The 25,212-nt window shown below is 63.1% G+C and carries 20 protein-coding genes; 12 read left to right on the plus strand and 8 right to left on the minus strand.

Annotated features, from left to right (window positions below; translation table 11 throughout):
* Positions 1–162 precede the first annotated feature (162 nt).
* On the minus strand, positions 163–384 hold the full coding sequence (locus AC1DD7_RS19445; RefSeq protein WP_021473125.1) for a DUF7455 domain-containing protein: 222 nt from the start codon (positions 382–384) through the stop codon (positions 163–165).
* 220 nt (positions 385–604) lie between these two features.
* On the opposite strand from AC1DD7_RS19445, the gene AC1DD7_RS19450 reads away from it, so the two are divergent.
* The gene (locus tag AC1DD7_RS19450) at positions 605–2,713 is read left to right on the plus strand and encodes a DNA gyrase/topoisomerase IV subunit B (RefSeq protein ID WP_442006487.1); all 2,109 of its coding nucleotides are present in this window, start codon (positions 605–607) and stop codon (positions 2,711–2,713) included.
* Between the two features lie 2 nt (positions 2,714–2,715).
* Here AC1DD7_RS19450 and AC1DD7_RS19455 read toward each other — a convergent pair whose 3' ends face one another.
* From AC1DD7_RS19455 to AC1DD7_RS19465, 3 genes are read right to left on the minus strand one after another with little or no spacing between them, the layout of a single operon-like run.
* Complete coding sequence (locus AC1DD7_RS19455; RefSeq protein ID WP_477516226.1) at positions 2,716–3,963, minus strand: MFS transporter; 1,248 nt, start codon at positions 3,961–3,963, stop codon at positions 2,716–2,718.
* A gap of 57 nt (positions 3,964–4,020) precedes the next feature.
* Complete coding sequence (locus tag AC1DD7_RS19460; RefSeq protein ID WP_477516227.1) at positions 4,021–5,022, minus strand: M56 family metallopeptidase; 1,002 nt, start codon at positions 5,020–5,022, stop codon at positions 4,021–4,023.
* Between the two features lie 5 nt (positions 5,023–5,027).
* Positions 5,028–5,414, minus strand: coding sequence for a BlaI/MecI/CopY family transcriptional regulator (locus tag AC1DD7_RS19465; protein ID WP_189016115.1), 387 nt, complete (start codon positions 5,412–5,414; stop codon positions 5,028–5,030).
* A gap of 281 nt (positions 5,415–5,695) precedes the next feature.
* Here AC1DD7_RS19465 and AC1DD7_RS19470 point away from each other — a divergent pair, with 281 nt between their 5' ends.
* Genes AC1DD7_RS19470 through AC1DD7_RS19485 form a run of 4 tightly spaced genes read left to right on the plus strand, consistent with a single transcriptional unit; the run spans position 5,696 to position 12,880 of the window.
* Positions 5,696–7,306, plus strand: coding sequence for a cytochrome ubiquinol oxidase subunit I (locus AC1DD7_RS19470; protein WP_477516228.1), 1,611 nt, complete (start codon positions 5,696–5,698; stop codon positions 7,304–7,306).
* Between the two features lie 17 nt (positions 7,307–7,323).
* The gene (gene cydB / locus AC1DD7_RS19475) at positions 7,324–8,400 is read left to right on the plus strand and encodes a cytochrome d ubiquinol oxidase subunit II (RefSeq protein WP_477516229.1); all 1,077 of its coding nucleotides are present in this window, start codon (positions 7,324–7,326) and stop codon (positions 8,398–8,400) included.
* 7 nt (positions 8,401–8,407) lie between these two features.
* Positions 8,408–11,848: a thiol reductant ABC exporter subunit CydD gene (gene cydD, locus AC1DD7_RS19480; RefSeq protein ID WP_477516230.1), complete on the plus strand. Its 3,441-nt coding sequence runs from the start codon at positions 8,408–8,410 to the stop codon at positions 11,846–11,848.
* 9 nt (positions 11,849–11,857) lie between these two features.
* Entirely contained in the window at positions 11,858–12,880 is a 1,023-nt protein-coding gene (locus AC1DD7_RS19485) for a GNAT family N-acetyltransferase (protein ID WP_477516231.1), read from the plus strand.
* Positions 12,881–12,890: 10 nt separating this feature from the next.
* Here the strand turns inward: AC1DD7_RS19485 and AC1DD7_RS19490 are convergent, their stop codons facing one another.
* Positions 12,891–13,409, minus strand: a complete 519-nt coding sequence (locus tag AC1DD7_RS19490; RefSeq protein ID WP_431119716.1) for a DinB family protein — start codon at positions 13,407–13,409, stop codon at positions 12,891–12,893.
* A gap of 128 nt (positions 13,410–13,537) precedes the next feature.
* Between AC1DD7_RS19490 and AC1DD7_RS19495 the strand changes: the two genes are divergently transcribed.
* Positions 13,538–13,921, plus strand: coding sequence for a VOC family protein (locus AC1DD7_RS19495; protein ID WP_477516232.1), 384 nt, complete (start codon positions 13,538–13,540; stop codon positions 13,919–13,921).
* A 90-nt stretch (positions 13,922–14,011) separates the two neighbouring features.
* On the opposite strand, the gene AC1DD7_RS19500 is transcribed toward AC1DD7_RS19495, so the two are convergent.
* Positions 14,012–16,537 (minus strand): DNA gyrase/topoisomerase IV subunit A, encoded by a 2,526-nt coding sequence (locus AC1DD7_RS19500; protein WP_477516233.1) that lies wholly within the window; start codon positions 16,535–16,537, stop codon positions 14,012–14,014.
* Positions 16,538–16,591: 54 nt separating this feature from the next.
* Between AC1DD7_RS19500 and AC1DD7_RS19505 the strand changes: the two genes are divergently transcribed.
* From AC1DD7_RS19505 to AC1DD7_RS19520, 4 genes are all read left to right on the plus strand, one after another.
* Entirely contained in the window at positions 16,592–19,279 is a 2,688-nt protein-coding gene (locus tag AC1DD7_RS19505) for a bifunctional acetate--CoA ligase family protein/GNAT family N-acetyltransferase (RefSeq protein WP_477516234.1), read from the plus strand.
* A gap of 81 nt (positions 19,280–19,360) precedes the next feature.
* Entirely contained in the window at positions 19,361–20,086 is a 726-nt protein-coding gene (locus tag AC1DD7_RS19510) for a DUF5998 family protein (protein ID WP_477516235.1), read from the plus strand.
* Complete coding sequence (locus tag AC1DD7_RS19515) at positions 20,083–21,312, plus strand: alkaline phosphatase family protein (protein WP_477516236.1); 1,230 nt, start codon at positions 20,083–20,085, stop codon at positions 21,310–21,312. Before AC1DD7_RS19510 ends, AC1DD7_RS19515 begins: the two co-directional genes overlap by 4 nt.
* Complete coding sequence (locus tag AC1DD7_RS19520) at positions 21,305–22,069, plus strand: thymidine kinase (protein ID WP_477516237.1); 765 nt, start codon at positions 21,305–21,307, stop codon at positions 22,067–22,069. The genes AC1DD7_RS19515 and AC1DD7_RS19520 overlap by 8 nt, the downstream gene beginning before the upstream one ends.
* A gap of 2 nt (positions 22,070–22,071) precedes the next feature.
* Here the strand turns inward: AC1DD7_RS19520 and sepH are convergent, their stop codons facing one another.
* Positions 22,072–23,463: a septation protein SepH gene (sepH, locus tag AC1DD7_RS19525; RefSeq protein ID WP_477516238.1), complete on the minus strand. Its 1,392-nt coding sequence runs from the start codon at positions 23,461–23,463 to the stop codon at positions 22,072–22,074.
* A 306-nt stretch (positions 23,464–23,769) separates the two neighbouring features.
* Here sepH and AC1DD7_RS19530 point away from each other — a divergent pair, with 306 nt between their 5' ends.
* On the plus strand, positions 23,770–24,069 hold the full coding sequence (locus tag AC1DD7_RS19530; protein ID WP_216923072.1) for a DUF4193 domain-containing protein: 300 nt from the start codon (positions 23,770–23,772) through the stop codon (positions 24,067–24,069).
* A 38-nt stretch (positions 24,070–24,107) separates the two neighbouring features.
* Here AC1DD7_RS19530 and AC1DD7_RS19535 read toward each other — a convergent pair whose 3' ends face one another.
* On the minus strand, positions 24,108–24,599 hold the full coding sequence (locus AC1DD7_RS19535; RefSeq protein WP_477516239.1) for a DUF3093 domain-containing protein: 492 nt from the start codon (positions 24,597–24,599) through the stop codon (positions 24,108–24,110).
* A gap of 79 nt (positions 24,600–24,678) precedes the next feature.
* Here AC1DD7_RS19535 and dut point away from each other — a divergent pair, with 79 nt between their 5' ends.
* The gene (dut, locus tag AC1DD7_RS19540; RefSeq protein WP_477516240.1) at positions 24,679–25,188 is read left to right on the plus strand and encodes a dUTP diphosphatase; all 510 of its coding nucleotides are present in this window, start codon (positions 24,679–24,681) and stop codon (positions 25,186–25,188) included.
* The last annotated feature ends 24 nt before the right edge of the window (positions 25,189–25,212 follow it).

Here is a 25,212-nt window from a genome sequence, read left to right on the forward strand (position 1 = left end):
GGCCGTTAGTGTGTGGGGCATCCTGGCTTTGTTTGCGATTCCCGATTCAACAAAAAGCGATCCTGGCTTCAAACTAAACAGGGCCCCTCCCGGATGGGAGGAGCCCTGTTCTTGCTCGAAGTGATGTGGCAGGAGAGTGTCCAGCCTTACCGCCACTCCTGTCTAGTCGACCGGAACCGGTGCCTTCTCGTTGAGGCGCTCGGTCTCATCGTGCCAGTCGGAGGTCAGGGGCCGAAGCGTGGCCTCAACTGCGCGTGCGTGGTGGCCGCAAAACAGCAGCTCACCGCCGGAGGACTCGAGTACAACGCGGACATATGCTTGAGCCCCGCAACGATCGCATCGGTCAGCTGCGTTCAGTGTGCGGTCTGCAACTGCTGTTGTCATGTCGGCCTCCTTAGTAGTTCTGTACATCCATATAACCAGTATTCGGAGCAGAACCATGGCAAGGATGGATCACTTTCGCTGTCCGCGTATCACATGTGCGTAACGTAACGAAGTAGAATACCGGTTTCCGGGAGTGGCAACCGGTGCCGATGGGGGACCGCGACTAGCCTAAGATGGGCAGTGTTTGCCTTGAGATATACCCCGAAGGAGCACACCGCGAGTGGCACCGAGTTCTGAATACAACGCCCGGCATCTATCTGTCCTGGAGGGCCTGGAAGCCGTTCGCAAGCGCCCGGGCATGTACATCGGTTCCACCGACTCCCGTGGCCTTATGCACTGCCTGTGGGAGATCATCGACAACGCCGTTGATGAGGCCTTGGCCGGCTTCGGACATGACATCAAGGTCATCCTGCATGCTGACAATTCGGTCGAAATCCATGACGACGGCAGGGGCATCCCCGTAGACGTCGAACCGAAGACAGGACTTTCCGGCGTCGAGGTTGTCTTTACGAAGCTGCACGCAGGCGGCAAGTTCGGCGGCGGTTCTTACACGGCCTCCGGTGGCCTCCATGGCGTGGGCGCCTCCGTGGTCAACGCTTTGTCCAGCCGGCTGGATGTTCAGGTCGATCGTGGCAGCAAGACCTACCAGATGTCTTTCCGCCGTGGTGAGCCGGGACGTTTCATTGATGCCGGCGCCAAGCCCAGCCCGAACGCGACCTTCGAGCCTTTCGTTGAAGACTCTGTGCTGGACGTGGTTGGCAAGGCCAAACGCGGCGTCACCGGTACCAGGGTGCGGTACTGGGCCGACCGCCAGATCTTCACTCCCGATGCCAAGTTCTCTTACGATGACCTCGCCTCGCGTGCACGCCAGACGTCGTTCCTGGTCCCCGGATTGAAGATCACGGTCCGCGACGAGCGCAAGCTTGCGGGCACTCCTGGTGAGAACGGTGTGCACGAGGAAGTCTTCCACCACGACGGCGGCATTTCGGAATTTGTGGAGTTCCTCGCGGCCGACTCCGGAGTGACTGACGTGTGGCGTCTCCACGGTTCGGGGAAGTTCAAGGAAACGGTCCCTGTCCTTGACGAAAACGGGCACAGCAAGATCGCCGAAGTTGAACGCGATTGCGAAGTCGATATTGCCTTGCGTTGGGGGATCGGTTACGAGACCACGATGCGCAGCTTCGTCAACATCATCGCGACCCCAAAGGGTGGCACGCACCAGGCGGGCTTCGAGGCAGCCCTGCTGAAGACCTTCCGTAAGGCCGTGGAAACGAACGCCAGGAAGCTCAAGGCGGGCAACGACAAAATCGAGAAGGACGACGTCCTGGCCGGCCTCACCGCTGTGCTCACCGTCCGCTTGGCCGAGCCACAGTTCGAAGGCCAGACCAAGGAAATCCTTGGCACGTCCGCTGTTCGCGCCATCGTCGCCAAGGTGGTGGAGCAGGAAATTTCGAGCAGGTTGTCCTCTGCCAACCGCAATGACAAAGCACAGTCGGCGCTGTTGCTGGAAAAAATCGTTGCGGAGATGAAGTCGCGCATTTCGGCCAGGGTGCACAAGGAGACCCAGCGCCGAAAGAACGCACTGGAAACCTCCTCGATGCCCACAAAGCTTGCCGACTGCCGCACTGATGACGTGGCGCGATCCGAACTCTTCATCGTTGAGGGTGATTCCGCGCTCGGTACCGCCAAGCTTGCCCGGTCTTCGGATTTCCAGGCCCTGCTCCCTATTCGAGGCAAGATCCTCAATGTCCAGAAGGCTTCTGTAGGGGACATGCTCTCCAACGCAGAATGTGCTGCACTCATCCAGGTAGTCGGCGCAGGCTCAGGCCGGAGTTTCGACCTCGATGCAGCGCGTTACGGCAAGGTCATCCTGATGACAGATGCCGACGTCGACGGCGCGCACATCCGCACGCTGCTGCTGACGCTCTTCTTCCGCTACATGCGGCCCATGGTCGAGGCGGGCCGGGTGTTCGCGGCAGTTCCACCCCTGCACCGCGTGGAGGTCATCAATCCGGGCCAGAAGGCCAACGAGATGATCTATACGTACTCCGAGGCAGAATTGCATGTTCTCCTGGCCAACCTGGCCAAGGAGGGCAAGCGCTATAAGGAGCCCATCCAGCGTTACAAGGGCCTGGGCGAAATGGACGCACAACAGCTCGCCGAGACCACCATGGACCCGCGCCACCGGACCCTTCGGAAGGTGGGCATTGACAGCGCCCAGCGTGCGGAAGAGGTTTTCGATCTCCTCATGGGTTCTGACGTCGCGCCCCGGAAGGAATTCATCATCGCAGGGGCAGCGACGCTGGACCGGGAACGCATCGACGCCTAGGTTCAGACCCGCGGTTTCCGGCTTGGTTTCGTAACGGAGCCCGAAGCCGCCGAAGCTGGTGCCGCAAAGGCCGCTGCTCCTACGGCCAGAGCCAGCGCCCCCAGGCCCCAAGGGAGACCCGCGGCTACGGCAACCCCGCCCACCAACAAGGGGCCGCCGGCGTCGCCAAGCTCCCGGCCAAGTTCGGCCGAACCCATGGTGCGGCCGAGGCGTTCAGCGGGAGTCGCGTCGGCCAAGTGCGCGAAGGCCAGTGGGGTGGCAATGCCAATTCCCAGGCCGATAAAAATGGCAGCACAGTAGATCGGCACGGCGTGATACATGGAAATTGCACCGTCCATGGCCACTGCTCCGGGTAGAAGGCCCGCGATGAGTACGCCGAGGGCTATGGCGAGCAGACCGGCCACCATGCCTGGTCGGTCTGCGAGGACTCCCCGGTCACGCAATCGTCCGATCCTTGGCTGGACCAGGGATGACGCCAAGGCCAATACCGTGACGACGGCGACACTGCCGGCGGTGCCGAGCCCTTCCCTTGCCGCCAGCGCCGGGAGGAAGCCTACTGCTGCCCCCAAGGCGCCAGTCGAGGCCGCCAGCACCACGGTAGGTCCAAGGAATGATCGCTCGGTACTTTGCTTCCAGACGTCAATGATGGTGTATCTGGGTCGGGGCAGGGGCACCATGCGCGGCACCGAGATGGCCGCCCACGCGGCTACTGCCAAGCCCAATAAGGAGAGGATGAGGAAGAGCAGACTGAACCCGCCTGCGATGATCGCGACAGCGCCCAATAGAGGACCGATCGCGTATCCAAGGCCCTTCCATGAGCCGTAACGGCCAAAGTAGCGTCCCGTGTGCTTGCCCGCCAGCCTGGCAACGCCGGCAGAAGATGCCGGTGAAAACGCCGAAGCAGCCATGCCTTGGCCAAGACGCGCTGCGGCCAGCATGAGGGGTTCATCAGCCCACAGTCCGATCAGGGACGCGGCGGAGAAGGCCAGGAGCCCTCCGATGATCACGGGTTTGGGCCCGATGCGGTCGCTGACGGCCCCAAAGACCGGTTTGAGGAAGACTTCCGCGATGTCGTACAGGGCCAACAGGACGCCCAGGCCAAGCAGGCTCAAACCGATGTCCGCGCTCTCGGCGCCAAGTCCGGCGGCTACGGCATGGGCGCCAAAAGCGGTGGTGAAGCCGGCCGCATAGAGGGGCCATCGGTGGCTGGGGGAGATGTCTGCACTCAAGCGTGACTTATCGACGTTCACGCCCCTCAATGTAACAACACCGCCGTGAAACAACACCGCCAGCGCGGACCTTCGTCCTTAACCAAGCAATCCCGGGACGATAAGGAGCCCCGTGGGGACAGCGAGGAGCAAGGCTGAGGTGGCCAGCACCAGGGCGCGAAGAGCCGTGGCGAGTGGAGGCAGTGGCGAGAGAAGGCGGCTGACGCGTGACGCCGTCGTGCGGGGTGAATCTGCCCCGCCGGTGGCGCTGATGCTGCCACCCTCGACGACGGCGCCCCCGCCGCCGAGTGCCTGCGGGCTGAGTGCCTGGCCGCCACGCCCTGGCGTTGAGGACCCGCTGGAGACAATGGCGATGGCCTTGATCAAGGTGCCTTTGCTTTCGGTCCTGAGGGCGACGTCATCCGCCAGCATTTCGATCAGGGAGTTCACGGCTGTCTGGGCAAGCCGTGTGGTGGGGAACCAGGGGAGTGCCTGCCGCCATGCTGCGAACGCCCAGAGCAGGAGATCGTGACGCTGGGAAAGGTGGGCGTTTTCATGGATGAGCACAGCCCGCAACTCCGCAGGTTCCAAGGCAGCCATGAGGCCGTCGGACAAGACTGTCACCGAGCGCGCGCCGCCGGGTAAGCAGTAAGCCACAGGGGAGTCGTGGTTGATCACTACGGTGCCCGGGCCGTCGTCCGAGGGTGATGCCAGAAGAGTCAGTAATTCGCGGTGTCGCCTGCGTTGCCGTTCAATCTTGTAGTAGGTCAAGAGCAGAGTGAAGACCAGGTGCGCCGTTAGGAGTGCGGCCGCAGACAGGGCGAAGAGGTGCCAGAAGCCCAGCGCCGTGGTTGGCTCGTTGTTGAAAACCATGCCGGCCAGGCTCCTGAGCCCCGCGAGGAGGTTCTCGCCGATCGGTTCCAGTCCGTAGACCAGCATTGCGCCGATCATGGACAGGCCACCTGCGAGGGCAATTGCCTGCCAGAGGACCATTGCGGTGAAGGGGGAGCGGGCAGGCCATTGCGCGCGCGAAAGCAAAACGGGTACCGGCCACGCCAGTATCAATGCCAGGACCGCCAGGAAGTATGAGGTCCAGAACATACTGGCTAATTGTAGCCGAGCAGTTTGCGCAGGGTAGCGGCTTCACTTTCGGAGACAGAGCCAATGAAGCGGGCAAGGACCGCTTCGCGGTCGGGAGCCGAGCCAAGGACTTCGTGCATGAGTTCCGCGGTGTGGTCCGCACGGCTCGAAACGGCCTGATAGCGGTGTGGCCGGGTCCCGCGTTCGCGTTCCACCAGGCCCTTCTTCTCCAGTCTGGAGAGCACGGTCAGGACTGTGGTCACTGCCAGGTCCTTGCCCTGGTGTCCTGCTGTGCCGTCCCCGGCTTCGGAGTCCTGCGCGAGAAGGTCACGCAGAGTGTTGGCAGTTGCAGCCTCTTGGCCCGCCCAGAGCAGGTCCATCACTGCCCGTTCCAGTTCCCCAAGACTCGCCATCAATACTTCCCTACCTTCCGCGTCCCGGTGGCAAAAGCCGCAACCCGGGAGCGATGATCCAACATTCCACAACAAATCTACCGCTTTTCGGCACTTCATTCTACGTGAGGTAGAACTATCGGCGCGCCGCGGACGTCGATTCACCCTTGCGGGTGTGTAACGCCACTTGAAGAATGGGCATGTGGTTCGGCTATTTGTTCTACACTGTGTAGAAGAATTAGTTTTCTACGCAACGTAGAAGTAAGTACACCGCACTTCGGGCCGCCGGACAAAGGACAGCCATGGACGCCTTGGAAATCGCACGCTGGCAATTCGGGATCACCACCGTCTACCACTTCATGATGGTGCCCCTTACTATCGGCCTTGGCCTGGTGGTGGCCGTCATTCAGACGCTGTGGTACCGCACGGGAAAGCCCGAGTATCTTCGGATGACCAAGTTCTGGGGCAAGCTCTTCCTCATCAACTTCATCATGGGTGTGGCAACCGGCATCGTCCAGGAATTCCAGTTCGGCATGGCCTGGAGCGAATACAGCCGGTTCGTTGGTGATGTCTTTGGCGCACCGCTTGCCCTCGAAGCCCTTCTCGCGTTTTTCGTAGAGTCCACCTTCCTTGGACTCTGGATCTTTGGCTGGAAGCAACTCAAACGCGGTGTCCACCTGGCATGCCTTTGGATCGCCGTGATCGGTTCCGTCTTCTCCGCCTACTTCATCATCGTGGCCAATTCATGGATGCAGCACCCTGTGGGCGTTGAGATGGTGGATGGCCGGCCTGTCATGACGGATGCCTGGGCGGTGTTTACCAACAACACTGCACTGGTTGCTGTACCGCACACTCTCTTCGGTGCCCTTGGTGTTGCCGGTGCCTTCCTGCTCGGCATCGCCTGGTACCACTTGTGGCGCCGCCGCCATGACGGCATTGACGTGGTTGGCGCGGACGGCCGGCTGGTTGTCGGAGAAGCTGACATCCCGGGCCGCGACAAGGGTGACTACACCGTATGGATGCGTTCCCTCCGGATCGGCGCCGTGGTGGCGATGATCTCCTTCGCCGGCACCGCCCTCACAGGAGACCTGCAAGGCAAGCTCATGTTCGAGCAGCAGCCCATGAAAATGGCCGCCGCGGAGGCAGCATGCCACGACGGCACCGGTTTTTCCGTACTGAGCGTCGGCAACCTGGGTGCCAAGAACTGTGACGACATCGTGGCTGTCATCGAAGTGCCCGGGATCCTTTCCTTCCTCGCCAAGGGCGACTTCACCACCGAAGTGAAGGGTGTGAACAGCCTGCTTGGGGAGTACAAGGAGAAGTACGGCACGCACTTGCCGGACAATCCGCTGTATGGCGACCGGGCCGGCCAGGAAATCCAGTACGTGCCCGTCATGGAAGTCACCTACTGGGGCTTCCGGATGATGATCGGCTTCGGGGGCGTCGCCGCACTGGCAGCGCTGGTGGCCCTGTGGGTTACCCGCAAGGGCGTCGTCCCTGGATCAAAGTGGCTCATGCGCCTTGCCGTCTTCGGAATCCTGGCACCGTTCGGGGCCAACGCCGCTGGCTGGATCTTCACGGAAATGGGCCGGCAGCCCTTCGTCGTAGCCCCAAATCCTGACATGAACGGTATAGACCAGGTCTTCATGTTCACCGCCGCTGCCGTTTCACCCGGTGTCAGTCCCGGCGAGCTCATGACCTCCCTGGTTGTCCTGACCGCGATCTACGCCGTCCTGCTGGTGGTGGAAGTCAAGCTCCTGGTCAAGTACGTCCGTGGCGGCGTCGCCTCCGCCATGCCCGAACTCGCCCACGCCAAGGGCGAGCACCCCGTCAGGGATGAGGAACGTGACCACGACGACGACGGCGCACCCGGCACCGACAAAGCCGACGACGTCCTGGCGTTCGCGTACTAGAAACAGAGGAATAGACAATGGAACTGTTGCCAACCATCTGGTTCGTGGCCATCGCAGTACTGTGGACCGGCTATCTCTTCCTCGAGGGCTTTGATCTCGGGGTAGGCATGCTCATGAAGCTGTTTGCGCGCAACAACACGGACAGGCGCGTACTGCTCAATACCATCGGCCCCGTCTGGGACGGCAACGAGGTGTGGCTTCTCACTGCAGCCGGAGCCACCTTCGCAGCGTTCCCCCTCTGGTACGCGTCCTTGTTTTCGGCACTCTACCTTCCGCTCCTGTGCGTCCTGGTGGCCTTGATCTTCCGGGCGGTCGCCTTCGAATACCGGGGCAAAGTGGACACTGAACGCTGGCGCACCACCTGGGACTGGGCAATCGCCATTGGATCCTTTGTGGCCGCCTTTGGCATCGGAGCAGCGCTGGCGCTTACCACCACGGGGTTGCCGTTGGATGCCAATGGGGACCGCAGCGGTGGACCGTTCGCCTGGTTCAGCGGCTACGCCCTCCTGGGCGGCTTCGGTGTTGTCGCCTTCGCCTTGGTTCACGCCTTGGCCTTCCTGGCGTTGAAGACCGACGGCGAGGTGCGGCTGCGTGCCCGCCGCTGGTTTGTGCGGCTGGTGCCGGTTGCCGTCCTGCCCATGCTCGCCTGGATGGTTGCGGTGCAGCTCCTGAGCGGCGAGGCCTGGACCTGGGCCATCGTGGTGGCTGGAGTCGTGTCCGTGGTTTTGGCCTGGCAGTGGGCCCGCAACGGATCCGAGGGCCGGGCGTTCGCCGCGATCGGAGCTTTCGTGGTGTGCGCCACGGCATCGATCTTCGGTGCAGCATTCCCGGTGGTCATCCCCTCAACCTTGGATCCCGCGTTCAGCCTGACTATTTCCAATGCCTCCTCCTCGGACTACACGCTGGGCCTGATGAGCATCGTGGCTGCGGTGGGGCTTCCCTTGGTTATTGCCTACCAGGCCTGGACATACTGGGTGTTCCGGCGCCGTGTCAGCGCAGCACACATTCCCGAAGCGCACGGTTTCCTTCCGGCCATCGCCGCCAAGGTGTTGGTTGCCAAGGAAAACACCAACCCTTCCAACCCGGGAGCCTAACCGCCTCATGAAGCCCGTGTTCCCCTCCGGCCCGGCCACTCGATCCGCGCTCTACGGAATAGGCCTGCTCTCAGCCCTTAAGGCGCTTTCGCTGGTACTCATGGGCCAGGCGGTGGCCGGTGCACTGGCCGGTCTGGCCGGAAGTCCGTCCGATTGGACCAACGGGCTGGTGTGGGGGGCCGTCGGAGCGGTGCTACGGTCCTTGAGCGTGTGGGGCCAGGGCGTTGCGTCGCGCCGTGCCGCGCTGGGGGTCAAAGAGGAACTGCGGTCGCAGCTTCTCAAGCGCTCGTTGGCGGAGGGCGGAACACCTGCCGTTGCGGGCACCAACGACGGCGGGCTGGCGATCCTCGCCACGCGGGGCCTGGACGCACTGGACGACTACTACACCCAATACCTGCCCGCCCTGGTGAACTGCGCCACCGTTCCACTGCTCATCGGCGCACGGATACTGTTTGCCGACTGGGTGAGCGCCGTGGTCATCGTATTGACCGTTCCCTTGGTGCCGCTGTTCATGATCCTGATAGGCCGCCACACGGAAGACAGCGTCAGGGACGCCCAAACTACACTGCGCAGACTGTCCGGGCACATCCTTGAACTGGCCAAAGGCCTACCTGTGCTGGTGGGTTTGGGACGGGCCAGCGAGCAACGTGCCGCACTCGAAGACATTTCCGAGCAGTACCGCAGCCGGACCATGGTCACGCTCCGCACGGCGTTCCTCTCGGCTCTTGCCCTGGAACTCATAGCAACCATCTCAGTCGCTGTCGTAGCGGTCTTCATCGGCGTGCGGCTGGTTGCCGGAGACATGGCCCTGGAAGCCGGGCTTTTGGCACTGATCCTTGCTCCTGACTGCTACTTGCCCCTGCGTGAGCTCGGTACCGCCCACCATGCCAGCGATGACGGCAGGGCGGCCTTGGGAACTGCCAACACCGTGTTGAAGGCGCCCACCCACCAGCGTCTTGCCGATAACCAGCCACTTACCGACAACCAGACATCCCGCGCGGGGCTGGCTGACATCGTGGTCACAGGCCTCACGGTGACCTACACCGGACGGTCCACACCCGCCGTCGAGCGTTTGGACTTTACCGCCCCCGCAGGCTCGGTCACGGCGCTGGACGGAGACAGCGGCGCCGGAAAAAGCACAGTCCTGGGTGTCCTGGCAGGCCTTATCGGGCCGGGCCCCAGCGCATCCGTGACCGGCACGGTAAATGGCGTGGCAACGGGCACCGTGGCATGGGTACCGCAACACCCCGTGATGGTGGCCGATACCGTGCGAGAGGAAATCGAGCTGTACCTTGGCGGGCAGCACACAGCAGATACCGCACAGGCTGTGGCAAGCATCCTGCGGAGGGTCTCTGCTGACCACCTGGCCGCCAAGCACCCTGCCGAACTCAGCCCTGGGGAGTTGCGCCGCGTGGCACTTGCCCGCGGTCTGGCCCGCCTCGAGTCCGGTGCTGCCGTGCTGCTTCTGGACGAGCCCACCGCACATCTGGATCACTACTCAGCCAGCGTTGTCCGCTCTGCCATCACGTCCCTTCGAGGCTCTGCCACCGTAATCCTGGTAGCACACGACTCCGGCACCAGGGCGCTCGCCGAACACGTAGTCCGGGTGGAGCACTTAACCGCAGCGAAGCGGCCTACGGGCGTGCCGGAACGAAGTGCTGCTTCTACCGCCACCGTCGTTTCAACCACCGCATATCAGACCTCCCTGACTGTCACTGCCGGGGCGAACTCAGGCAGCCTGAAAGCACAGAACGGGGCCCTTCGCACAGCCTTCAACCAGGGATGGCTTCCCAACGTGCAACGGCTCGCGCTGGTCCTCCGGCCGGTTCAGGCCAAATTCGCCGCGGCGGCCTTGGTAGGAGTCCTCGCCGCACTTTTCGCAGTCGCCCTGTCCGGCCTGTCAGGGTGGCTCATCATCCGGGCCAGCGAACAGCCACCCATTCTGTACCTCCTGGGAGCGATCGTTGGTGTGCGTTTCTTCGGCATCGGCAGGGCCGTCCTTCGCTACTGCGAGCGGCTCCTGACTCACGACGCCGTCTTTGCCGCGATGACACGCCTGCGCGGGACGCTCTGGGCGAACCTGAGCCGCCGTGCACTGTCACTTCGCCGGCTTTTGCAAGGCGGCAACGTCCTGGGCTCCATCGTGGACGACGTTGACACACTCAGGGACCTTCTCCCGAGGGTCGCCCTGCCTCCGTTGACTGCCGTGGGCGTGGGCGCTGCGGCCGTCGTCGCAACTGCCATGGTGTTGCCCGTTGCCGTGCCCGCCGTTGCCTCTGCCACCGTAGTGGGACTCATTGTTGCGCCGCTCCTTGCCGTACTTGCTGACCGGAACGCCGCCAAGGCAGAACAACAGCTGCGCTCGGTGGTGCTCCGCGATGTTGCGGCCGCCCTCGATGCCCGCGCCGAACTAACCGCCAACGGTGTGGCCGGACGCATCCTGACCGCACTCAGGGAGAAGGATCGTGTCGCTACTGTTTCGGCGCAACGTTCTGCCTGGGCCGAAGGTCTCGGCCAAGCCGTCACCGTCCTCGCCTGCTCGCTCGCCGCCCTATGGGCGGCACTCCTGGGCGCCGAATCCGTTCAGGATGGCTCCGCCGCTCCTGCCCTGGTTGCCGTGATTGTGCTCATGCAACTGGCCCTCGTGGAGCCTTTTGCGGCAACCGTTTCCGCCGTCCGCCAAGGCCCTGCGCTCGCAGACATCCTGGGGCGCGTGGCAGCTACTGGGGCGTTGTCCGCCCCCGCCGAGGTGGACAACGCAGAAAACGACGCCGGTACGCACCCTTTGCCTGACCGCGATGGCAAGGCGGGGCTGGAGTTGAACGGAATTGCCGCTGCATGGCCAGGTGGCCCCACGGTGTTCTCAGGAGTTACCGCTGAGGCCAGGCCAGGCCGATGGCTGGCAGTCACCGGCCCCTCGGGAGCCGGCAAATCGACGCTGCTTTCCGTCCTCCTTGGCTTCCTGCCTGTGAAGGAAGGCAGGGCCCTGCTCACGGGAACCGCGGCGTGGTGCCCCCAGGAAGCCCACCTCTTCGACTCCACCATCCGGGGGAATCTCCTTCTGGCGAGGCCCGCGGGGAACAAGCCCAACGAACAGGAAATGCGCGAGGCCTTGCAGGACGTGGGGCTTGACGTGTTGGTGGACACTTTGCCGGAGGGGCTCGACACGCGCATTGGATCAGGCGGGGCATTCCTCAGCGGTGGAGAGCGGCAGCGCCTCGCCATGGCCAGGACACTCCTGACCGGCGCGCGCGTACTGTTGCTGGATGAGCCTACGGCGCACCTTGACGCTGCAGCTGCACGCGAAATGATGGCCACCCTTCGCCGGGGTTTACGGAACGTCACGGTGGTGTTGGTGACGCACAACTCCGAGGACATCGATCCAGCCGATGCCAGGCTCGAGCTCCCCAGCGCGGCTGAGCTGGTGCGAGTGCCTACTCCCCAGTAGCCTGTTGGCATGCCTTCTGAGGTTCCACCCCTTATTCAGCCCGATGCCAGCCAAACGGGCCTGCAGTGGCGGCCTGCCACAACTGCAGACCTGGACAACTGGGCGGAACTGATCGCCCGGACTGCCGCCGTCGAGCATCCTGTCTGGTTCGAAAAGCGTGGCGACCTTGTCCACGTCCTGGAGTCCACCAAGAATGATCCCAGGACCAACACGCTTCTGGGATTCGATGCGGATGGCGTTGCCCGAGCGTACGGGAGAATCACGAAAAACCCCGAAGGGGACAAAGCCACAGGCATGGGATGCGTAGACCCGGACTGGCAACGCCGCGGCGTCGGTGCGGCTGTCCTCGCTTGGCAGGAAGCACAGACCCGGAGAAGGTTTCACGCTGACAAGGCAGCAGGGCATAGTGCTGCGCCGCCCCGCCTCCGCATTCAAACGGAAGAACAACACCCGCACCAGGCGGCGGTACTCCGGGCCAGGGGCTATGACATTGTGCGCTGGTTCAATGAAATGCATAGGCCGTTGTCAGGGCCTGCTTCCCAACCTGCTCCAGCAGCACGGCTTGAGCCCGAATTGGAACTATGCACGTTTGACCCATCCCTGCACGAGGCCGTTCGCCTGGCCCACAACGATGCCTTCAGGGACCACTGGGGAAGCGAGCCACGCGACGAAGAAACCTGGCGGTTTACCGTTGAGGAACCCACAGCACGGCCTGATTGGAGCGCCGTGGTGATTGACGCTTCCACGCGCGAGGTAGCTGGATACCAGCTGGCCAGCTACGATCCGGCTTCAGCGGTTGACCGGGGTTTCAAGGAGGGCTATACCGAACTGCTTGGTGTCCGGCGTGCGTTCCGTGGCCGGGGAATAGCGCAAGCACTGCTGGCAGATGCCCTGCGACGATTCACCGCCGCCGGGATGGACATTGCATCGCTGGACGTCGATTCTGCCAATCCAACCGGTGCCCTGGCACTCTACCTTGGCATGGGGTACAGCCCGGTGAACCGGAGCATGACGTGGGAGAAGATGCTATAGCCCGGCGCCGTTAGCCGTCCACATCGTGGAGGTGATGGACAACGTCGTGGAGGAAGTACTGCGAGAACGTGAGCACTGTGAACTCGGAACCGTTGCTTCGCCGCCCTGTACGCTGCCATTCATCCTGCACAACACGTGCGAAGGACTCGGCGATCTGCTCCCCTTCCGCGATCAGCTCGTCAGAGACAGTGCGGGGATCCGAACGTCCATATTCGCCGTCGATGGCCGCTTGGTCCTGGTCCCAATTGGCGAATTCGGCGTTGTCATCACTCAGCATCAGATTCAGCCTCTTATCGAAGAGGCTAAAGACATCGCGAACGTGGCAGGCATATTCCAGGGGAGACCACGTGTGGTCATTCGGGCGTACCGCGACGTCCTCGCGGCGCAGGACGGCGCGCCACCTTGGAAGCATATTCAGCACAGTCCCCGGGACCGTGGACGGCGTCACTGTGGAGGCGTCAAAGCCGCATTCGGGGCAGGGCTTTGACAGCACCCACGTCCAGTCTTTTTCGTCAGGGATGATCGGCATGCCGCCAGTCTAAAGGGTCACCGCCGGCAATCTCAGGCATGGGGTAAAACCAACATCTGTTTGCCCCTGACTTCGTTGCCGCCCAGGAGTAAAGTTCGCTCCGGGGAGAGAGTCGGAAAGAGAAAAACATGCTCAAGGATCAGCAAGTGGGTGCCGTTCTTCCGGCATCGGATATTGCCCGGGCCCGCGCGTATTACAGCGAGAAACTCGGACTCGAACCAGAAAATCCAGACGCCGACGACAACCTCCAGTACAGGTGCGGGGACGGGACCGGCTTCTTCATTTACCAAACATCCAATGCAGGTACGGCCAAGAACACCCAGATGGGCTGGATGGTCAGTGATGTCGCGGCCACGATGGCGGAACTTCGCGAGAAGGGCGTCGAGTTCGAAGACTACGACTTCCCGGGGCTCAAGACTGAAAACGGCATCGCGACGATGCCGGACGGAAGCGCAGCAGCCTGGTTCCTGGACACCGAGGGAAACATACTGAGCATCAACCAGAACGCCTAGCCCAGCCCGAAATGGCCTGACAGGGGCCAAAGCAACAGCAGTGCCGGTGGTCTGTAACCGCCGGCCCTGCTGTATTTCCTTGCAGGATTACTACTCGGTTGCCGCAGCCGTTTCCTCCCAGGCCATGCTCGGACCGATCGCCTCCACCGGCTGTGACAGCGGCACGCCTGAGCCGTCCCTGCGGCCATGCTCGTGGGGCAGTGCCCTGGCCACACCGGCGGCCGATGACGCCTTTGCTGGTCCGTGTCCGGCCCACGCAAGGAGAAGGGTGTCCTCGCCCTTGAGGAAGCGGTGTACGCGGACACCGCCGGTGGCGCGTCCCTTGGATGGATATTCGTCGAAAGCAGTCACCTTCGCGGTCCCCGGCGCCGTGCCCGGCAGGGCGCCGTTTGTTCCTGCAATAGTGACAACGACGGCGGCGGGATCGTCCGGGCGCACGGTGCCAAAGTGGATGACTTCGTCGCCGTCAGCGAGTTTGATGCCGGCCATGCCACCAGCCGTCCGGCCTTGCGGACGCACGTTTGACGCACTGAACCGCAGCAATTGGGCTTGTTTGGTGACGAAGACGAGTTCGACGTCGTCCTCCTGGGCGGGTTCCACGGCAAGAACGGTGTCCTTGTCCTTGAGCGAAATGATTTCCCAGTCCTCACGGTTCAGGGGGTACTCGGGCTGAACACGCTTCACCACGCCCTGCACAGTTCCAACGGCAAGGATGGCATCCAACGGAACGAATGCAACCAACGTCTCGCCCTTGAGAAGAGTGATGAAATCCTTGGCCGGCACTCCACCGGCCAGGTTTGGAAGGCTTCCGACAGGGGGTAGGGCGGGCATGTCCATGACCTGTAGGCGCAACATCCGGCCCAGGGAAGTGACGGCGCCAATCTCACCACGAGCCGTGGTCTTCACTACCGAACGGAAGACGTCGTGCTTCGCCCGCGGACCAGCCTCGGCCAGCGGTTCCTGGTTGGTTGTCCGTGCGATCTGTCCGGACACGCTGAGGAGGGCCCAGCAGGGGTCGTCCGGGATTTCGAGGGGGAGGGCTGCGGCCTTGCCCTTGGGCCCAGGTACCGCAGCCGCAAGGGCCGCGGCGACCGTGGGTGAGACTGCCTCGGACTCCAGGAGCACGGTGCGTCGGGGAGTACCGTACTTCGTGGCGATTTCGGCCAGCTCACCGGAAACGAGGTCGCGGAGCAGCTCGTCGGAGGCAAGGATGGCCTCAAGGGCTTCGATCTCGCGGCGAAGCTCGTCCTGCTCCTTCTCCAATTCAAGGCGGGAGTACTTGGTCAGCTGCCGTAGGCGCAGTTCCAGGATGTAGTTGGCCTGGATCTCGGTGAGGTCGTAGATGGACATCAGCCGTTCACGGGCTGCGGAAGCTTCATCAGAGGAACGAATGATCTGGATGACTTCGTCGATATCGACGATCGCGATCAGCAGGCCCTCCACCAAGTGCAGGCGGTCCTTCTTCTTGCCCAAGCGGAAAGCCGTCCGCCGCCGGACCACGTTCAGACGGTGGTCCACGTAAACCTGCAGGAGCTCCAGCAGGCCAAGGGTCTGCGGCTGGCCGTCAACCAAGGTGACATTGTTGATGCCGAAGGAATCTTCCATGGGCGAATAGCGGTACAGCTGCTGAAGCACGGCGTTGGGGTTGAAGCCGTTCTTCAGCTCGATGACCAGGCGCAGGCCATGGTTGCGGTCCGTGAGGTCCACTACATCGCTGATGCCGGTCAACTTCTTGGCGTTGACGGCGTCCTTGATCTTTTCGATGACCTTTTCCGGGCCAACCATGTAGGGCAGCTCGGTCACCACCAGGCCGGTCCGGCGGGCAGAGAGCTGCTCCACTTCCACCTTGGCGCGCGTCTTGAAGGAACCGCGGCCCGTGGCGTAGGCATCGCGGATGCCGTCCAGGCCCACGATGCGGCCACCCGTGGGAAGGTCCGGACCCGGGACGAACTTCATGATGTCATCCAGCGTCGCGTCCGGGTTCGCGATCAGATGACGTGCGGCCGCGATGACCTCAACGAGGTTGTGCGGAGCCATGTTCGTTGCCATGCCGACTGCAATGCCCGTAGTGCCGTTGACCAACAGGTTGGGAAACGCTGCCGGAAGGACCTCAGGCTGGGTCAACTGGTTGTCGTAGTTGGGGACGAAATCCACGACGTCTTCGTCGAGGTGGTCCGTCATGCTCAGCGCCGCCGCTGCCAGGCGCGCCTCGGTGTAACGCGGGGCGGCAGGACCGTCGTCGAGCGATCCAAAGTTGCCGTGGCCATCGATCAACGGCAGGCGCAGGGAAAAGTCCTGGGCCATGCGGACCATGGCGTCATAGATTGCGGCATCGCCATGCGGGTGGAGTTTTCCCATGACTTCGCCCACGACGCGCGCACTCTTGACGTGGCCCCGGTCCGGGCGCAAACCCATGTCCGCCATCATGTAGAGGATGCGGCGCTGAACCGGTTTAAGGCCATCCCGTGCGTCAGGAAGGGCTCGAGAATAGATCACCGAGTAGGCGTACTCCAGGAAGGAGCCCTCCATCTCGGAAGTGACGTCGATGTCGACGATGTTCTCGGTGAAATCGCCGAGAGGCTCGCCTTTGCGTGCGGGAGTTTGGCTGCGGGCCATGGGGTCGGTGGATCCTTAAAGATGTACTGCGGATGTTTTAGCTAGGCTAAGCCTATGGTGGATCAGCCCGGCGTCGGCATTTATCCGGAATATTGGGAGGCCGATGTCGTCCTGCGCGACGGCGGGACAGCCCACCTCCGTCCCATCCGCCCCCAGGACGCAGACGCCCTGCAGGCCTTCCACGCCGGTCAATCGCAGGCTTCCATCTATATGCGGTTTTTCTCCTTCAAGCCCAAACTGTCCGGAAAAGAAGTGCGGCGCTTCACTGAAGTGGACCATGTGAACCGGGTGGCATTCGTCATTACGATCGGTGGCGAAATCATGGGCGTGGGCCGCTACGACCGGCTGGAGGACCCCGACGAAGCCGAGGTGGCCTTCAACATCTCGGACGCCCATCAGGGCCGCGGTATCGGCTCGATCCTCCTGGAGCATCTCGCCGCGGCCGCCCGCGAGAAAGGTATTCGTCGATTCATCGCTGAGGTCTTGCCCGAAAACCGCAAGATGCTCATGGTGTTCGCTGATGCCGGCTACGACCTCAAGCGCGGGTTTGACGACGGCGTGGTGAGCGTCGAGTTCAATATCGACCCCACCGAGAAATCGCGGGCGGTGATGGAGTCCCGCGAACACCGTGCAGAGGCCCGCAGCGTGCGCGACCTGCTGGCGCCGTCGTCGGTGGCTGTCATTGGTGCCAGCCGCAAATGGGGGACAGTAGGCTACCAACTCCTGGAACACATTATTGAGGGTGGCTTTGAGGGCCCGGTCTATGCGGTCAACCCCGAGGCCTTCGAGCTCGCCGGCATGATCTCCTTTGCCCGCTTATCGGAGATCCCCGGGCCCGTGCAGCTGGCGATCATCGCAGTTCCCTACGAGGAAGTGCCCAAGGTAGTGGACGACTGCGCAGCGGCGGGCGTCAAGGGCATCGTGGTGGCAACCGCCGGATTCGCCGACGACGGCGAGAGGGGCCTTGCGCGCCAACATGAGTTGGTGCGGCGCGCCCGGGCCAATGGCATGCGGGTGATTGGGCCCGAGTCCTTGGGGATACTGAACACTCATCCGGCTGTATCGCTCAACGCCTCCATGGCTCCGAGCATGCCGCCCCGCGGGGGCCTGGGCCTCTTCAGCCAGTCAGCGGCCGTGGGTGTTGCCGTCTACGCGGCGGCCAGGCGGCGCCGGTTGGGCCTGTCCACATTTCTCTCCGCCGGGAACCGCGCGGATGTCTCGGGCAACGACGCCATGCAGTACTGGGAGGACGACGCCGATACCTCCGCAGTAGGGCTGTACCTTGAGTCAATCGGGAATCCCCGTAAGTTCTCCCGGCTGGCCCGCAGGCTGTCCCGGAGCAAACCGGTGATCGTCGCAAAATCCGACGTCACCGGCCTCCGCCTTCCGCCCGGACATGAAGTCCGGACCACGCAAGCACCCGCCGCCGCAGTGGATGCAATGATGCGGCAGGCAGGCGTCATCAGGGTGGGAACCATCGAGCAATTGATGGATATCGCCCAGATCGTCTCCTCCCAGGCATTGCCCGCCGGCCCCGGTGTGGCTGTCTACTCCAATTCCGTCGCCTTGGCGAAAGTCGTCGCTGACAGTGCCGGACCCCTTGGGCTCGATGTCAACCGGATGGTAACGGACGTGGACCTCGACGCCGGTATGTCACTCGCCCTCCCAGCGCTCCGGGAGAGCCTGCGGGCAAGCCTCGCGGACGAATCTGTCAACGCCATCGTGGCCGCACTCCTGCCTGCACGCGGACTCACTGTAGAAGCGCTGGCCGGTGTCCTGGCCGAGTGTGCGGCGGAAGCCGGCAAGCCGGTGGTGGCAGTGTTCACCGGAATTCTGGACCCCTCCATCCCCGTGGAAGGAATGATCGGCAGCTCCGATGGTCCGTTACTGCCCTGCTATTCCAACGCAGGTGCCGCAGTAGGCGCCCTGGCCGCGATCGTTCGCTACGCCCAATGGCTGGATCGCGACCAAGGCCTTTTCGTTGAGCCCGGTGGCTGCGACGTCGAAGGGACCCAGGAAACCCTGGCCAGGATGCTGACCGGCGTGACGGGCGAGAAACTCCGCAAGCTCGACGCCGGTGCTGCCGCAGAATTACTCGCTCGCTACGGTATCGCCGTGGTGCCCACAATCGGCTTCGGGACACCGGAGGAAGCTGTTGAAGCAGCCGAACGCGTGGGCTGGCCAGTGGTTCTGAAGACCACTGATCCCGCCCTGAGGCACCGCCTGGACCTGGGCGGGGTCCGGCTGGACATTGAAGATGCAGAGTCCTTGCTGCAGAACATCGCCCAGATGAAGCGTGCACTGGAACCTTACGGTTCGCCGTCGCTTGAAGTTCAGGCAATGGCCCCGGTAGGCCAGGCGTGCACCTTCCGTGCCATGGAGGATCCCTTGCTGGGTCCAGTGGTGTCATTCGGCTTGGCAGGGGACGCAGTGAATCTGCTGGACGATTGGGCACACCGGGTCCCACCGTTGTCCGCGGCAGATCTGCATGACCTCATCCGCTCACCGCGGGCTTCCAGAAAACTGTTCGGCTACCAAGGCCTCCCAGCCGTGGACGTACCTGCCCTTGAGGACATCGCCGCCAGGTTGGCCAAACTCAAGGATGACCACCCCGGAATTGCCCTGGTGGAGTTCAACCCCGTGCTCGCCGGCCCCGCCGGTGCAACGATTCTGGGTGCCGATGTGTGGATAGGTAACGCAGCCAGGCGCACCGACAGCGCTCGCAGGGCAATGCGTGGTTAGGCGCTCCCTGCACGCCAGCGACCGGCCCAGTGGCGGAGCCGGCAGTTAGGAAGTCCCCAGTGGATCTGTGAAAATGGGGGAATGAGCACCCAGTCTCCGACGCCTCAGTCCCGTCCGTCCAATGCCGGGCACCACAGCGCCCATAACCACAGCTTGCAGGGACAGAGCCTGGACCAAGCGCTGCAACAGGCTGGTTTCTACCCCAGGCTGGTGGCCGACGTCGTGGATGACGCCTTGGATGGCCGCGATTGCTTGTCACACCTGGTGCACCTTGAGACGCACTTCGATCGCGCCGAGGTTCGCCGTCACATCACAGTGCTGGTACTCACCGAAGACATGCTGGTGATCACCCACGTTGACGATCAACAGCTCGATGAAGCCGGGGAACAGATCGTCGCCCAGATTTCCACGGAATCCGTACCCGTGGCGCAGATCCGTTCTGTGGTCCTTAGCTACATGTATTCCCAGCCACAGGACTACAAGCCGTCGGATCCCGTTCGGGAAATGACAGTGTCCATTGCCTGGTCCGGTGGGCAGCGCCTGGATATGGGCCCGGCAAGCTGCGGTGATCCGCAGTGCGAAGCGGACCACGGCTACAGCGGAACCATCGCGCAGGAGGACATCGTCCTGCGCATCAGTGCCGAAGCGGACGGCCTCCAAGCGGTCCAGGATGCCAAGGTCTTCGCGCGCGCCCTTCGTGCCGTGAACACGGCAAATCCCACACCCGTCCCACACGCCGGCATCCCCGCGCCCCGGCCACGGTCGGGGGTCTTCAGCAACCGCTTGAGCCGCGGACACCAGCGTTGAGGGTGACCGCCCAGGAGCACACGCAGCCAATGTCCGGTACGGCGCCGGCCTCCGAGCTCCCTTCGCCCCCGCTTTTTGGGAGCAGATCGATCGCCGAAGTCTTCACCAGTGCTGCCGCGAGCATGGGCATCCCCGGATTTGCCAACCAGCTTCACCTGCCCGCCGCCCAGCGTGTCTGTGTAGTCCTCGCCGATGGCCTGGGCCGCAGCCTGCTCAAGCAAAAGGCTTCTCACACACCGTTCCTGCGTTCCATCCTGTCCGGCGGACAGGGCAGCGTCCCCAACTGGATTGATTCCGCTTTTCCCAGCACCACCGCGGCTTCCCTGGCCAGCCTGGGTACAGGGCTTCCCGCCGGGCAGCACGGCATGGTGGGCTACGACGTCCTGGATCCTTCCCAGGACAAAGTAGTGAACCTGCTTGGCAACTGGGACGCCCACGTGGACCCTGCGCTTTGGCAGCCGCACGCTACCGTGTTCGAACGCATAGGGGCCGAAGTCGACGTCGTCACCGTGAGCCTCCCGCAGTTCGGGAATTCCCCGATGACGCAGGCAGCCCTCCGGGGCAGCCGTTTCGTGGGCGGCACAAGCCTGCATGCGCGCACAGCCGCCGCAGCAGAGGCAATGTCCGGTGGTGGCCGCTCCCTGATGTACTTCTACGTCAACGAGCTGGACAAAGCCGGTCACCGCTACGGCTGCCAGTCCGACCGCTGGGAACACCAGCTTGAAGAGCTCGACTCCACCGTCAAGAGACTGTCCGCGACGCTGCCCCCGGGAACCACCATCGTGCTGACCGGGGATCACGGAATGCTGGACGTTCCCGAGTCCCAGCGCATTGACTACTCAGCTGATGCTTCACTCGTTGCCGGGGTCCGCCACACTGCAGGCGAGCCCCGCATGGTTCATCTTTACCTTGAGCCCGGCCTCCCGGATACGCAACGCGAGTCACTCATCTCGGCCTGGCGGGCAAGGTTTGGCGAACGCATCTGGGCTTTCACCCGGGAGCAGGCGATAGGCGCCGGGTTGTTCGGTGACGTCCAGCCGGCGGTGGCGCCGCGCATCGGCGATGTCATGATCGCCGCCCGGGACACCCTTGCCCTTTACGACACCCGCAGGGTCCGTCCGGCGTCGTTGGAAGTAATCGGCCAACACGGTTCCTTGACGAAGGCGGAACGCGAAGTGCCATTCCTTTGCTTCCCGGCAGCCGGTAAAAAGGGCAAACGTGGCTGAACTCGTCTTCTTCTCGGGCACCATGGATTGCGGTAAGTCCACACTGGCTTTGCAAATGGACTACAACCACCGCGCGCGGGGCAGAGGCGGGGTACGTTTCAGCTGCAACGACCGCGCAGGTGATTCGACGATTTCCAGCAGGTTGGGCCTCAGGACAGACGCCGTTGAAGTCCATGCGGACACGGACTTCTGGGACGAAGTGGTTGTACGCCGGACCAGTGGGCTCCGTGTGGACTATCTGATCTGCGATGAAGCGCAGTTTTATTCCGCTTCCCAAGTGGAGCAGTTGGCGCGCCTGGTGGATGAGATGGAGGTGGACGTCTTCGCGTTCGGGATCACCTCGGACTTTCGAACCACTTTGTTTCCCGGCTCCCAACGTCTGATCGAACTCGCCGACAAAGTACAGGTGCTACAGGTCGAGGCACTGTGCTGGTGCGGGCGCCGGGCAACTCAAAATGCCCGAACGGTGGACGGCATCATGGTGGTGGAAGGGGACCAGGTCATGGTTGGCGATGTCGCTCCCCAGACTGCCGGCGACGTCCCGGGCGTGAGCGATCAAGTTCAGACAGGGGAAGCTGTTGGCCACGAACCCGTGGTTGGCTATGAGACCTTGTGCCGACGCCATTACATGCGCCGCGTGACAGCCCACGGGGCCAACCTGATGGCCGGGGGAGACCAGACTCTTCCGTTCGACGTCGATGCCTGCCTGTGGCCCGGAGCCGGCTCCGGCACTGGCTCCGGCTTGACGCCGCGCTAGGGCTAGTCGCCGCGGGCGCCGAAGACGATCTCGTCCCAACTGGGGATGCTTGACCGTTTTGGACGGGAGGGCTGGCGCTCTACGGGTGCCTCAGCATCCTTGTGCGTGTTATGGTCCCCGGCTTCGAGGGGTGCCCTGTCCTGTGCGGCTGTCTCTGCGCGCGAGGCAGCACGATCAGTCTGTGTTTGCGGGGATGTGGCCCCGCCAAGCAGTTCGTCCAGCCCTGCCCGTGGCGTCTGGTTTGTCCCGGAATCACTTCGATCCGCGTCCTTGGGCTCAGGAGCACTGGCCACCCCCGGCTTGCGGTCGGTTAAGGAAGTCACGGGCCGCAATGGGCTGGCCACAACGGTTATTTCGCGCGTCTCCGTGCTGACGCCGTCGTGGAGTTTCAGTGAGTCGTCGTCGTTTGAGTCATGGTTCCGGGGCGCCAGGCTCAGCCGGGACAGCATGGACGGACGTCCGTCCTTCCGCGCAGGCTCAGCCACAGGAGAAACCTCCGGTTCTGCTTGATCCCCGGCAGGTTCCTCGGCCGGCTGTTGATCTTCGCCACCAGAACGCGGGTGGGCTGCCGGAACGTTGCTGAGCAGGACGGCCAAGGCGTCATCGCCGTCTTCGTCCACGCCCAGGCGCTGCCCGCGGCGTGAGCGGAGCATTTCCAGGAGGCTGTCGGATTCCTTTGCTGACGCGCGCGCCGCGGTTTCGGCGTCGGTCTCGAAGTCGAAAGGACGATCCGAGACGGCGGCAAGCCGGCGTGCAGGCACAGGGCCGTCCAGCGGCTCCAGTTCACTGAGCTGCTGAGCCCAGCGGTTGGCGTTCTGCAGGGATTTACGCTGCGGACTGAACGTCCACATCGCCGGTGGCTCCTCGCCGATGCTTCCGTGCGTACCGGGGACCGTTTCAAAGCGCGCGACGACGGTCCAGGAACCATCCGAACGGCGCCAGGAGTCCCATTCAACCGTTGAAGAATCGATGCCGTGCGCGGACAGGCGGTGGGCCACCATTTCGCCGAGCGTCGCTGGATTGTCGCCAAAGGCAGAGCGATAGATGTCCTGGCCCGGGGCCGGGGAAGCTACTTCAATGTTTCTGGCCTGCCGCGCAACGTACTCACGCTCGGCCAGGACAGGACCCTCGTAACGTTGCACGTTGGCAAGGGGCAGCCCGGACAACTCCGCTACTTCGGCCGCCGTGGCTCCACTGCGAATTCTGGACTGAATATCCCTGGGGGACATGGCAATCGGGGTGTTTGACGCCCGCGCAGCGACCTGGGCGGGGGTCCTGCTCGTCGCGGCACGAAGTGCCTCGTCGATCGGAAGCTGGAACATCGCACCGCCGGGTCCGCTCAGGAGCAGATGCCCGCCGTCGTCGTGGACGCCTACCAGCCGTAGATCCTGCATAACACCCTCCACCACATGGCATAACTGACATTCGAAACTCTGCCACCCCCATTGCCCTTTTCCTACTAGGACAAAGGGCGTGCCGTGATATTCCGGCGAAAGTGGCAGATTATCGGGCGGATCCTTCCCCGCAATCCGAGCGCAATGTGCCGCCTCTGGACAATCGCTGGACAGGGGAGGACAATCTGGCCGATATCGGGCACAAATCCGGGGCGTCCGGCGTTACACCCTTAGACCGGCGGCGGGCAGGAAATCCGCCAGGCCGGAGTCCTACCCGGAGCAAGTACGACAGGATGAAGAAGGACCATGGCCACGGATTACGATGCCCCTCGAAAGACCGAGGAAGACGTCAGCGAGGACTCGATTGAGGAACTCAAGACGCGCCAGTCGGGGAAGCAATCCTCTGCGGTGGATGTCGATGAGACCGATCTTGCCGATGGCTTCGAGCTCCCGGGAGCGGACCTCTCCGGAGAAGAGCTCCTGATTCAGGTCATGCCACCACAGCCTGACGAATTCACGTGCTACAACTGCTTCCTTGTGAAGCACCGCTCCCAGATTGCCACTGAGAGGGACGGACACCTGTACTGCACGGAATGCGAGAGCTAGCAGGACCAGCGCACCGCTAATGCCCACCCAGCACAGCGCTAGTGCGCGCCCAGCGCAGCGACGAGTTCGTCCGGGCGGCGCGAAGACACGAGCCAGTAGGGCGTCCGATCGGCGGGGTCAGTGATGTCGATTTTAACTACGGCATCGATCCACCCGCGGAAGCACATGTAAGCGAGGCCATTGAGGCGGGTTCCACGTTCGGCGGTGGCCTCGTCTTTTTTGAATGCCTCGGCCGTGCCGACGAATTTGCGGTCGATAGTGGCGCGTCCCACCCTAAGGCTGTCCCGCGTAACGGTGATGGTAGGTGTTGTAACCACCAACAGGGTGGTCATGACGGCCAGAAGCACCAGGGCGGCGATGATGCCTGCGGCGGCACTGATGGGTGCGAACATCAGGATTCCAGCGCTCGAGAGGCCCACGACGACAACCCAGATCCAGATGGTCGGCCATAATTTCTCGGTGAACAGCACCTCGGAGGCGGAGGGACTATTCCGGGCAGGCATGGGGGCGGACTGGTCAGACGTAGGCATGGGTCCAGCTTATCGGCCCTTGGGCCGGCTATCTGCCCGGAGTGCCCGCATGGAGGTGCCCCACGTAGAATGGTCCACTGTGAGCAACGAGACCGCAGTATTCAGTAATGACACCACCGCAGCGTATGGCGCGCCCACTTTGGACGTTCAGCTGAAAATGCTCGACGCCGGGCTGGAAGCACCGTCCTACGCGCACCCGGGCGATGCCGGTGCGGACCTGCGTGCCCGCGAGGACGTGAAACTGGCCCCGGGTGAACGGAAAATGGTTCCTACGGGCGTTTCGATTGCCCTCCCGGACGGCTTCGTGGCCCTGATCCACCCGCGGTCCGGCCTCGCGACCAAACATGGCCTCACCGTTGTCAACGCACCCGGGACTGTGGACGCAGGTTACCGCGGCGAAATCGCGGTCACCTTGTTGAACACTGACCAAAACCACGCCATTGAGCTCAAGCGCGGCGATAGAATTGCCCAAATGGTGATTCAGCGCGTCGAGTACGCGCGCTTCGTGATGGTTGATGATCTATCCGACTCCGCCCGCGGTACGGGCGGCTTTGGTTCCACTGGCGGATTCAACGCACCGGTGGCCTGATAACCCACGGGGTTGCGGTTTACT

It is taken from the genome of Paenarthrobacter sp. 10L412, from assembly GCF_056395565.1.